Origin of the sequence: Nocardia wallacei (genome assembly GCF_029868745.1) — a bacterium.
GTDB classification, from domain to species: domain Bacteria; phylum Actinomycetota; class Actinomycetes; order Mycobacteriales; family Mycobacteriaceae; genus Nocardia; species Nocardia wallacei_B.
In genome coordinates, this window is record NZ_JARWOP010000274.1 from 20,344 (window position 1) to 30,656 (window position 10,313).

10 protein-coding genes and 1 riboswitch are annotated in these 10,313 nt (G+C 69.5%); of the genes, 7 read left to right on the forward strand and 3 right to left on the reverse strand.

The annotated features are described in order from the left end of the window. Window positions 1-95: 95 nt before the first annotated feature. The 5 genes from QH470_RS24630 to QH470_RS24650 all read left to right on the forward strand — a co-directional run bounded on the left by QH470_RS24630 (window position 96) and on the right by QH470_RS24650 (window position 5,320). Window positions 96-323 carry a hypothetical protein gene (locus QH470_RS24630; RefSeq protein WP_280274711.1) on the forward strand — a complete coding sequence of 76 codons (228 nt, stop codon included), beginning with the start codon at window positions 96-98 and terminating at the stop codon, window positions 321-323. Next, window positions 320-2,155, forward strand: coding sequence for a glycoside hydrolase family 19 protein (locus tag QH470_RS24635; protein ID WP_280274712.1), 1,836 nt, complete (start codon window positions 320-322; stop codon window positions 2,153-2,155). The genes QH470_RS24630 and QH470_RS24635 overlap by 4 nt, the downstream gene beginning before the upstream one ends. A 590-nt stretch (window positions 2,156-2,745) precedes the next feature. Next, window positions 2,746-3,807, forward strand: a complete 1,062-nt coding sequence (locus QH470_RS24640; RefSeq protein WP_280274713.1) for a hypothetical protein — start codon at window positions 2,746-2,748, stop codon at window positions 3,805-3,807. A gap of 30 nt (window positions 3,808-3,837) precedes the next feature. Further along, window positions 3,838-5,133: a DUF4349 domain-containing protein gene (locus QH470_RS24645; protein ID WP_280274714.1), complete on the forward strand. Its 1,296-nt coding sequence runs from the start codon at window positions 3,838-3,840 to the stop codon at window positions 5,131-5,133. Then, the gene (locus QH470_RS24650) at window positions 5,090-5,320 is read left to right on the forward strand and encodes a DUF167 domain-containing protein (protein ID WP_280274715.1); all 231 of its coding nucleotides are present in this window, start codon (window positions 5,090-5,092) and stop codon (window positions 5,318-5,320) included. The genes QH470_RS24645 and QH470_RS24650 overlap by 44 nt, the downstream gene beginning before the upstream one ends. Before the next feature lie 4 nt (window positions 5,321-5,324). Here QH470_RS24650 and QH470_RS24655 read toward each other — a convergent pair whose 3' ends face one another. After that, window positions 5,325-5,801, reverse strand: coding sequence for a tRNA (cytidine(34)-2'-O)-methyltransferase (locus QH470_RS24655; protein ID WP_425302772.1), 477 nt, complete (start codon window positions 5,799-5,801; stop codon window positions 5,325-5,327). A gap of 144 nt (window positions 5,802-5,945) precedes the next feature. On the opposite strand from QH470_RS24655, the gene QH470_RS24660 reads away from it, so the two are divergent. Continuing rightward, window positions 5,946-6,191 carry a DUF3017 domain-containing protein gene (locus tag QH470_RS24660; protein WP_280274720.1) on the forward strand — a complete coding sequence of 82 codons (246 nt, stop codon included), beginning with the start codon at window positions 5,946-5,948 and terminating at the stop codon, window positions 6,189-6,191. 15 nt (window positions 6,192-6,206) lie between these two features. Here the strand turns inward: QH470_RS24660 and metX are convergent, their stop codons facing one another. Then, on the reverse strand, window positions 6,207-7,361 hold the full coding sequence (metX, locus tag QH470_RS24665) for a homoserine O-acetyltransferase MetX (RefSeq protein WP_280274716.1): 1,155 nt from the start codon (window positions 7,359-7,361) through the stop codon (window positions 6,207-6,209). A gap of 337 nt (window positions 7,362-7,698) precedes the next feature. Beyond that, window positions 7,699-7,809: riboswitch (SAM riboswitch) on the reverse strand. Window positions 7,810-7,860: 51 nt separating this feature from the next. Beyond that, window positions 7,861-8,544: a TetR/AcrR family transcriptional regulator gene (locus QH470_RS24670; RefSeq protein ID WP_280274717.1), complete on the reverse strand. Its 684-nt coding sequence runs from the start codon at window positions 8,542-8,544 to the stop codon at window positions 7,861-7,863. Window positions 8,545-8,679: 135 nt separating this feature from the next. On the opposite strand from QH470_RS24670, the gene QH470_RS24675 reads away from it, so the two are divergent. Then, window positions 8,680-10,170: an MFS transporter gene (locus QH470_RS24675; RefSeq protein ID WP_280274718.1), complete on the forward strand. Its 1,491-nt coding sequence runs from the start codon at window positions 8,680-8,682 to the stop codon at window positions 10,168-10,170. The last annotated feature ends 143 nt before the right edge of the window (window positions 10,171-10,313 follow it).

A 10,313-nucleotide genomic window follows, 5' to 3' on the forward strand; every position in this document is an offset into this window, starting at 1 on the left:
GAGGGGGAGGCATGTCCGGTCCATGTGTTGTCGATGCTGATGCGGTGCTCCGATTCGGAGTCGTTGCGCTGCAAGTGTTTCGGGATATCTGTGAGATGGTCGACACGGCGGCCGACGCCGGCGCGTCGATCGCCGGCCTGGTTCCGCAGAGTGCCACCGCGCCGCAGTGGTGCGACTCGGCCCGCGTGGCGCTGGAGATCGTCCGCCGCAGCGCGGAGTGCTTCCGGCGGCTCGCCGAGCACACCGATCAGGCCGTCGACGTGCTCTGCACGGCCGACCACTGCTGCGCCGGCGACATCGATCGATCGGTGGCCCGCATATGATCCCGCCGCGCTCGGTGGTCGCGTCGTGGCGCGCACTGGAGGCAGCCGACCTGCTCTGCGCGGAGTTCGACCGCCACATCGAGGATCTGGAAACCTTGTCGGCCACCGTCCGCGACTCCTGCCACCGGCTCGACGGCGACGGCTGGCAGGGCCAGGCCTACGACGCCGTGCTCGCCCACGTCGACGCGGCCCACCGCCGGCACCAGCGGCTGTGCGAACAGGCCGAACTACTGCGCGACGCGGGCGCCCGAGCACTGTCGGAGCTGCACTACACGGCCCTGGCTCTGCTGGACTACGTAGCCGACGCCGAGGCCGCCGGCTGCCGAATCGCCGACAACTGGGCAGTCACCACAGGCGCGGCCGCACAGGAATGGGCCGAGGTAATCGCCGAGGCCGTAGCCGCCGTCGAACGAGCCGACGAGTGCGGCCGCACCGCCATCGGCGCAATCACCACCGAAATAGGCCACCTAGCAACATCTTTCGACCTCCCCGGCATGCTACTCACCGGCCTGAACGCACTCATCACCCCCGTCCCCGCCTGCCCCGACACGGGACATCCCGGACCCCCACCCCCCGAACCAACTGTCCCCAGCCAGCACTGGGGAGACCCCACCCCCACACCGCAGGAAAGTACCGATCCCCATTCCCCGAGCGAGTGCGACTGCCCGGAGACCACGGACGAGGACAGCACCTCACAAGACAAAGCCACCTCGCAGGACAAGGGCAGTGCACAGGCCTCGGAGGAGTGCACAGGCGAAGGGGACTCGGGTGAGGAGGGTAGTTCTCGGAAGTCAGGAGAGGAGAACAGCCCGCAGGTATCGGATGAGGGTCCGCGCATATCAGGCGAGGGCGAAGACCCCGGGGAGTCAGAGGACGAGGGTGGTTCGCAGGCCGATGAGGGCGGCCAAGCGGAGTTGGGTGAGGAGGGTGAATCTGATGGCGTCGAGCCGGTAATGCCATCTCAGGGCGGTGACGAGGTCGGGATTACCGAAACATCGGCGGCCGCAATGGTTCCGAGTGACGAGCCGCAACCATTGGCTGCCCCGACTCTGCCTGGCGGCGCTCAGTCGCCGGGGATGGCTGCTGTGCCCGAGGGCGGCCAGCCGGCGATGCCGGGGGTGCCTGATGGGTCGCCCACATCGGTGATGCCGATCCCGCAGGGAGGTGGGGTTTCCTTGCCCGCGTCGACGATTCCGGTCGCCGCGGTGGAGCAGCATGATCAGCTCGAGACCGGGTCGGCGGCGGGGGTGTTCATTCCGGAGCTGACTGCTGTGATCGATCCGCCGCCTGGCGGGGTGGACGCTGACCAGCTCGTGGCGATCATGCCGGATCTTTCTCCGGATTTGGCCGGTGAGTATCTGCCCGCGTTGAACGCCGCTATGCAGGAGGGCGACATCACCACGCCGCCTCGGCAGGCCGCTTTCCTGGCTCAGCTGGCTCACGAGAGTTGCCAGCTTCGCTACTTCGAGGAGCTGGGTGACGACGAATACTTCAGCCAGTACGACCCGGGCCAGGCGAATACCGCGGCGGGCAACACCGAACCCGGCGACGGCCCGCGCTACCACGGCCGCGGCCCCATCCAACTGACCGGCCGCGCCAACTACCGCGAGGCCGGTGCGGCCCTCGGCCTCGACCTCGAGACCACCCCGGAACTCGCCGCCCAGCCGGACATCGGTTTCCGAATTGCCCAGTGGTACTGGACCTCCCGCAACATCAACGCCCTGGCCGACGCCGACGATTTCGCCGCCGTCACCCGAGCCGTCAACGGCGGCTACAACGGCCTGTCCGCCCGCCAGGAGTACTACGCCCGCGCCCTGGAGGTCCTCGGATGACCACCCACCCCGAACCCACCCGCCGCGCGACAGACGGAGATCGCGATACCGAGTGGCGGGCAGGAGGATCCGCAGCCCGCATACACCCCACCGTCCTCTCCGCCCTGGCAACCACCACTGACGGCGACGCGACCGCAGTGCGTCGCGGTGATCGTTCGCTGCCCTCCGCAGAGCGACCGCGGATACCCAGAACCGCTCACCGGAATACCGGCACCGACGAGGAGGCCGACGCGCGGAATCGGCTGACGCGACTCGGCACAGTGCGCGTCCACTGCCGCACAGCCACCACCGGCCGCCGTCGTGAGCGCCGCCGAACGGCTACGTCGGGGCAGCGTGAGTGCTCGAGCTGGTCTGTCGGGGCCCCGCCGCCAGCCCAGGAACATGGCCGTCTCGGGCTGGGGGACTGAGATATGAACGGCTGCTGCGGGTTTCGCTCTGTGGTGCGCGTGGGTGGTATCGGCGTGACGCGGACGGATGCTGTGCGCCGAAGTGGATGTCGTCGTGCGGGGGTTGCGGCGTCGGTTGTGGTTTGGGTGCTTGTCGCGTCTGCGTGTGCGGGTGGGTTTTCGGGTTCTGTTTCGGAGTCCGGTGTGGCGCACGGGTCGGAGGCCGTGGTCGACCGGCCGTTCGTGTTTCGGTCACGGAGCGAGCTGGTGCTTGCCACGGCGGATCGGGAGATCGGTCGACATACCGGTGAATACGTGGATTTCGGCTTCACCCGCGATGATTCGCATGTTTACGCCCTCGATGACACCGGCCGGGTCGATGTCGTGGAGGCGGACAGTGGCGCCATGCTGCCGCAGCGGCTGGAGTGCCACTGCACGCGGGTCTTCCCGCTGACCGGCACTACCGTCGGCTGGTGGCAGGAGCCCGGCACCTATCTGCGGGCCGATCTGCTGAACCCGAAACTTGTTGCGGCCATGTCGATCTTCTTGCCGCAGGAGTCCGTCGCCCCGGGCAATGTGCTCTCGGCCCCGCGACTGCTCACCGCCGACCAGCGAACCCTGATCATCGACCGCGTCGAGTCTCCGCGCGGCGCGTCCTGGGGCATCAACCATCTGTCGGCGGTCGACGCGGACACGGCCGCCGCCCGGCCGTTGGACACCATGGGAACGGGCGTCAACACCGCCTTCGCGACGGCCGCGTTGCGTCCTGACGGCCGGGCGGTCACGCTGAGCGGCTACGCGCGTGACGGGAACACCTGCGGCACCGCCCGTCTCGTGCGTATCGACCTGGCACGAGACCGCACGGAAACCTTCGACCCGCCATGGCTCGCGCCCTGTTCCGCGCTGACGGACCTACGCTGGCACGGTTCCGAGCCGATCATCACCAACCTGTCCTGGGAGCCGAACGCCCCGGACCACACCACCGCCACCGCCGTCTGGATTCAACAAGAGACGCGGTGGGATCGGCAGGGCGGCAACGACACTCTGCGGCGCGCGTCGCTCACACCCGTGGTCACGCTGGAAATCCGCCGCACCGGCCGCGATCGGGTCCGCACCGTGCATTCCGGTGCGCTCCTGCTGCTCGCCGGCACCGACGCCCGCGTTCTCGCGCACAATGTGGTGGACCTGCGCCTTCCGTATGGCGAACGGGAGCCGCCCGCAGACCGGCCGCCGCCACGATTACGGTCGGCGACGGATCACGGGTGAAACGTCCGGCGGGTGGCTACGCTGCGTCCCATGAGAAGACTCGCTGTCCTGCCGGTCGGTCTGCTGACCCTGGCATTGCTGGCCGGGTGCGGGGGAGCCGAGCACTCCGATACCGCGCACGGCTCGGGATCCCGTGGCGCTCCGTACGCCGCGACCGCACCGTCCGGTCCGCCCGCCCTGCGCGAGGCCGGACCCGCGAGCCCGAAGCAGCAGAACAGCGACTCCGCCGACACCACCGTCGAGCGCAAGGAGATCGTCACAGGCAGCGTCGACATCACCACCGCCGACCCGATCGGCGCCGCCGGAAAGGTCGCCGACCGGGTGCGGACCGTCGACGGCCGGGTGGACAGCCGCTCCGAGCAGCCCGGCACCGACACCACCAAAGCCCGTGCGACGCTGACCGTCCGGGTGCCCGCCGACAAGACCGACGGCTTCGTCGACGGACTCGGCGGCATCGGCGAGGTCACCAGCGTGACGACCGAACGCTCGGACGTGACCATGCAGTGGCAGGACCTCGACGCGCGGATCAAGGCCCTGCAGGCCTCGGTCGATCGCCTGCGCGCGCTGGTCTCGAGCGCCGCCACCACCGCCGACCTGATCGCCGCCGAGAACGCGCTGTCGAGCCGGCAGGGCGAGCTGGACAGCCTCACCGCCCGCAAACGCCAGCTGGACGACGAGGTCGCCCTGTCCACGCTCACCATCCAGCTCAGCACCGACGAGCCGCCGGGGTCGAAGCCCGACAACTACTGGAACCGCATCGTCGACGGCTGGAATTCGCTGGTGCGGGCGCTGAAGTCGACCGGCAACGCGCTCCCGTGGCTCGGGTTCCTGCTCCTGCTCGCCGCCGTCGTCTGGGGTGTAGTGCGGTTGGCGACCAGACGTCGTTCCCCTGCGCCGCAACAGGTCCTGCCGACCCCGCCGGAATCGGAGCGGGATCCGGCCGCTGACAAGGCATCAGTCTCTCCGAAAGGCACGGCCGCCGAGAAGGCGCCAGCCCCCGTGGAAAGGACTGCCGCCGAGAAGGTCTCGGTTCCTGCGGAAAGGACTACCGCCGAGAAGGCCTCGGCCCCGGCGGAAGGCGCGGCTGCCGAGAAAGCCTCGGTCTCCGCGGAAGAGACTGCAGCCGAGAAGGCACCAGTCCACGCGGAAAGGACTGACGCTGAGAACGCTTCGGCTCCCGTGGAAAACGCTGCCGCTGAGAAGGGATCGGGCCCCGCGGAAGCCGCTGCCGCAGAGGGAGATTCGCCGCAGCGCACCGGAAGGGCGGAAACAGGGGGTGCCGATGCCGCCGACCGTCGTCCGGGCGGTGATCAAGCCGAACAGTAAGAAGGGCCCGCTGGTCGAGTCCCTCGACGACGGCACGCTACAGCTTTACGTGCGTGCGCCCGCCGTCGAGGGCAAGGCGAACAAGGCCGCCGTCGAACTCCTGGCCGCACATTACGGCGTCCCGAAAAGCTCGGTCCGGCTCACGGCGGGAGCCACGTCCCGCTTCAAACGCTTCGAAATCGACTGACGTCCTACACCGCGCCCGGGAACCCCAACTGCCGCCACGCCTCGTAGACCGCTACCGCCGCCGCATTGGACAGATTCATCGACCGCCGCCCGGGCAGCATCGGAATCCGCAGCTGATCGGTGATGCGGGAGTCGGCGAGCACGTCCTCCGGCAACCCGGTCGGCTCGGGCCCGAACAGCAGCACATCGCCCTTGCGATAGGCGATATCGGTGTTGCGCGTCGTCGCCTTGGTCGTGAACGCGAACACCCGCTCCGGCCGGATGACCTGCCATGCGGCATCGAGATTCGCGTGCACGGTCACCGACGCCAGATCGTGGTAGTCCAGCCCCGCCCGGCGTAGCTTCGGTTCGGATAGATCGAAGCCGAGCGGTTCGATCAGATGCAGCTCACAGCCGGTGCCGGCCGCCAAGCGGATCGCGTTGCCCGTGTTGGGCGGGATACGAGGCTCGAAGAACACCACATGGAGCACGGCGACAAGCATCGCACGACCCCGACATCGGCCGCTCCGGTGCCACATCGGCGGGACCGGCGCGCGCAATGCGAGAATCGGGGCGTGATCGAAGCCCCCGCAGCTCCCGCGCACCGCTCCGGCCCGGTCGGCCGGTTCTTCCGCAATCACCTGCCGATGCTGCTCGTGGTAACGGTGCTGTTGGTGGCCGTGGTGTTCGTGGCGCAGGACCGCTGGCGACGCGGCGCGTACGTGATCGGCGGGGCGACACTGCTGGCGTCGGCATTGCGGGCCTGCCTGCCGACCGCCCGGGTCGGGCTGCTCGCGGTGCGCGGCAAGCCCTTCGACGTCGGCGCCTACGCGGTGCTCGGCGGCGCCGTCATCGCCTTGGCCGCGACCATCAACAGCCTCGGCGTCGGCTGACGGCGAATCGACGGCTCAGCGCGCGGCCCGCGCCGAGTGCACCAGCTCCATCGTCTCCACCAGCAGCTTGCCGACCGCCTCGGTCTCGGTGAGGAAACCGTCGTGCCCGTCGCGCGAGTGCACCACCTCGAGGCCGCGGCAGCCCGGCAGCAGATCGGCCAACTCCTGCTGTGTGCGCAGCGGGTACAGCCGGTCCGAGTCGACGCCGCCGACGATGCAGGGCACGGGGGTGGCCGCCAGCGCGGCCGTGATCCCGCCCCGCCCGCGCCCGACATCGTGCCGGTTCATGGCCTCGGTCAGCAGCACGTAGGTGGCCGCGTCGAAGCGGTGCACCAGCTTCTGCGCCTGATACTCCAGGTAGCTCTGCACCGCGTAGCGGCCGCCGTTGCGCGGATCCTCGTCGTCCTGCGCATGGTTCTCGAAGCGGTGATCGAGTTCGAATTCGGTGCGGTAGGACAGGTGCGCGATCCGGCGGGCGATCCCCAGCCCGGCGGTCGGCGCGCGGCCGGTGCCGTGATAGTTGCCGCCTTGCCAGTTCGGGTCGGCCTGGATGGCGGCGATCTGGGTGGTCTGGGTGCCGATTTGATCGGCGGTGGCGCGGGCCCCGACGGCCAGCACCAGCGCCGCCTCGACCCGCTGCGGGTAGCCGACCATCCACTCCAGCACCCGCATCCCGCCCATCGATCCGCCGACCACCGCGGCGAGTCGCTCGATGCCGAGCAGGTCGCACAGCGCCACCTCGGCGGTCACCTGATCGCGGATGGAGATCTCGGGAAACCTTGCGCCCCAGGGCTTTCCGTCCGGCGCGAGGGAGGACGGCCCGGTGCTGCCCTGACAGCCGCCGAGCACATTGGTGGCGATCACGCACCACTGGTCGGTGTCGAGCGGGGCGCCCGGGCCCACGACGCCGTCCCACCAGCCCGGCAGCGGATGCACCTCGTCCTGCGGGCCCACCACGTGTGAGTCGCCCGTCAGCGCGTGTTCGATCAGCACGACGTTGTCCGCGCCGGGCGACAGCTCGCCCCAACGCTGCACGGCCAGCTCGACCTCGGGGATCACCGCCCCGTTCTCCAGCCGGACCGCGCCGAGGGCGAGGGTGCCGAGCGTGCCGTCCGGCGGGGGCAACAGGGCAGCGGAGGCCGACCGGGCCGTCGTCGGTTCGGTGCTCACGGTCACCGTGCCGCCGCCGCGGGCCCGCCACACCGGCCGGCCGGAACGTCATCGATGCCGTGCGCCGCCCCGCCGGGGACCGGTCGCCCGCCGCGAGTCGGCCGCGCATGCTGGGCCGATGCCGGAGCGAGCAGGGGAGAACACACATCTTCGATGGTAGCGATACGACCGGACGGCATCGGATGCTCGGCGCCGCGCGGGCCGTGGGAGATGTTCGCCGGGTCGCAGACAGCAGCAGTCGAGTCGCTCATGTACTACTCCAGGTGAAAAGGCCGTATGCGGCTGTCAGCGGGGCTCGGGTAGCGACCGGCAACAACACATCTCGGGACCTCCTGATAAGTCGCGCTTGCTCTCGGCTTTCGAGAGCCCGGTCATCACCCGGAGCACCCCACCGCAACTGGAGGGTTGCCGACCAGCGAGCCGGGGCTTGGCGCTGGCACTCATGACCTGAATGGGATGGTAGCGGATCGCCGGTGACGGAGGCGAGGCCAGGTCGCCGCTATCGTCGCGGGTCGCTGCCGCCGTCGTCGGCCGCGGCCACGGGAACCGCGCAGCGGCGGACGAACTCGTCGTAGGCGCCGCGCACCGCCCGCACACTGGCCTCCGCCGAGACCGCCGGCTCGCCCTCGGGCACCTCGGCATCGCATTCCATGCCGGTCCGCAGGATCGCGTTGAAGGTGGCCGCGATGAGCCGGACCGTCATCGATTCGCTGTCGGCGCCGATGCGCTCGGCGAGCGCGGTGTGGATCTCGACGGTCTTGGAGTCGGCGATATCCATGCTGCGGGCTCGTACCGTCGGGCTGGTCCGGCTGATCCGCTGCATGCGCTGGAACCACTCGAAGGGCACCGGGCCGTCCGAGATGCTCTCCGCGGTGACGGCCAGGTAGGTGTCGAGCAGGGCCTGCAGTTCGTTCCCCGTGACCGGTTGTTTGCGCAGTTCGGCGCCGATCACCTTGCCCCAGTCCTCGATCGGGGCGAGGACGATGTCCTCCTTCAGCTCGAAGTACCGGTTCACCGTCCGCGGCGACACATCGGCCGCCTCCGCGATCTGCTCGACCGTCGTCGCCTCGAAGCCGTTCGCGTCGCACAACCGCAGTGCCACCTCGATGATGCGGTCCCTGGTCTGCTGCTTCTTGCGTTCACGCAGGCCGGGCTGGGCGTGACGCGGCGGTGAGTCGAGCATGCCCCGATTCTATCGCGATCGGCTCTCAATGTGACTAGTACCGCCAAATGTCACACTCAGACATTTTTCTCTTGACGCCAATTGTCGTCCGGTGACACGATGACGGCACAATTCTTTCGATGCAGGAGTCCCCTCATGACCGAAACCGGGACACTCGTTACTCCCGATACCTCCGCCGGGCCCAAGAGCTCGGCACGCTGGTGGGCGCTGGGCGTCATCGCCCTGGCCCAGCTCATGGTGGTGCTCGACGCCACGATCGTGACCATCTCGCTGCCGTTCGCCCAGCAGGACCTGGGCATCAGCGACGGCGACAAGCAGTGGGTGCTCACCGCCTACACGCTGATCTTCGGCGGCCTGCTGCTGCTCGGTGGCCGCCTCGCCGACTACCTGGGCCGCCGCCGGATCTTCCTGATCGGCCTGGTCGGCTTCGCCGCCGCGTCGGCGCTGGCCGGCCTGGCACAGAACTCCGCGGAACTGTTCGCGGGCCGCGCGCTGCAGGGCGCCTTCGGTGCGCTGCTGGCCCCCGCGGCGCTGTCGCTGGTGTCGGTCACCTTCACCGAAGCGCGCGAAAGGGCAAGGGCCTTCGGGGTTTTCGCGGGCGTCTCGGCCGGTGGCGCGGCGATCGGCCTGATCGCCGGTGGCGCGCTCACCGAATATGCCAACTGGCGCTGGTGCCTGCTGGTGAACACGCCAGTCGCGCTGCTGGCGTTGGTCGGCGCGTTCGTGTTCGTCATCAAGGACGTGCCCGTGCCGCGCACCGGTGGTTACGACGTGCCGGGTGCGGTGACGGTGACCCTGGGCCTGATCTCGGTGGTGTACGGCTTCAGCCGCGCCGCCGAGGACGGCTGGCTGGCCCCCTCCACGCTCGCGCTGCTGATCGCCGGGGTGGCGCTGCTGATCGCGTTCGTGGCGATCGAGCGGCGTACCGCCAATCCGCTACTGCCGCTGCATATTCCGGGCGAACTCAACCGCGGCGGGTCGTTCCTGGTGGCGCTGCTGGTGCCGATCGCGATGTTCGCGATGTTCATCAACCTCAGCTACTACCTGCAGATCACCCTCGACTACAGCCCGCTGCAGGCCGGTGTCGCGTTCCTGCCCTTCCCGATCGGCATCGTGATCTCGGCGGGCGTGGCCAGCGCGCTGCTGCCTCGCATCGGTCCGCGGCCGCTGATGATCGGCGGTGGCGTGCTGGGCACGGCGGGCCTGCTCTACCTGGCGCAGCTGGACTTCGGTGACAGCTTCGCCGCGATCGTGCTGCCGTCGACGGTGCTGATCGCACTCGGGATGGGCGCGCTGTTCGTGTCCATGCAGACCACCGCGCTGCATCAGGTCGAGGAGAAGGATTCCGGGGTGGCCAGCGCGCTGCTCAATGCCGCCCAGCAGGTCGGCGGCGCGATCGGCACGGCCCTGCTGACCACCATCTCGGTGCAGGTGGCCGAGCGGTACGCCGAGAACAACCCGACCGCCGACAACCTGATGGCCCGCGCCGCGATCCACAGCTACGACATCGCCTTCTACATCGGTGCCGGATTCTTCCTGGCCTCGATCCTGATCGTCGCGCTGATGATCCGCGACAAGCCGGAGAACCTCCTGGAGGGCGCCGAGCACGCGCCGATGGCTGTCTGATTACTCACAGGCGGGGAAGGGCCGGGGCCGCGGGGGCGGCGCGCGGGGTGCGCCGCCCGCCCCGCGGGTTCCGCGGGTGCGGGGGGGCCGCGGTTGGGGCGGGCCGGGGGCCGGCGGCCCCGGGACCTGGTGCTGACCGTCCC

Excerpts from the sequence above, each read along its gene's own strand:
- QH470_RS24630 (WP_280274711.1), top strand. The coding sequence starts at position 96 with ATGGTCGACACGGCGGCCGACGCCGGCGCGTCGATCGCCGGCCTGGTT.
- QH470_RS24635 (WP_280274712.1), top strand. The coding sequence starts at position 320 with ATGATCCCGCCGCGCTCGGTGGTCGCGTCGTGGCGCGCACTGGAGGCA.
- QH470_RS24645 (WP_280274714.1), top strand. The coding sequence starts at position 3,838 with ATGAGAAGACTCGCTGTCCTGCCGGTCGGTCTGCTGACCCTGGCATTG.
- QH470_RS24650 (WP_280274715.1), top strand. The coding sequence starts at position 5,090 with ATGCCGCCGACCGTCGTCCGGGCGGTGATCAAGCCGAACAGTAAGAAG.
- QH470_RS24655 (WP_425302772.1), bottom strand. The coding sequence starts at position 5,801 with ATGCTTGTCGCCGTGCTCCATGTGGTGTTCTTCGAGCCTCGTATCCCG.
- QH470_RS24660 (WP_280274720.1), top strand. The coding sequence starts at position 5,946 with ATGCTGCTCGTGGTAACGGTGCTGTTGGTGGCCGTGGTGTTCGTGGCG.
- QH470_RS24670 (WP_280274717.1), bottom strand. The coding sequence starts at position 8,544 with ATGCTCGACTCACCGCCGCGTCACGCCCAGCCCGGCCTGCGTGAACGC.
- QH470_RS24675 (WP_280274718.1), top strand. The coding sequence starts at position 8,680 with ATGACCGAAACCGGGACACTCGTTACTCCCGATACCTCCGCCGGGCCC.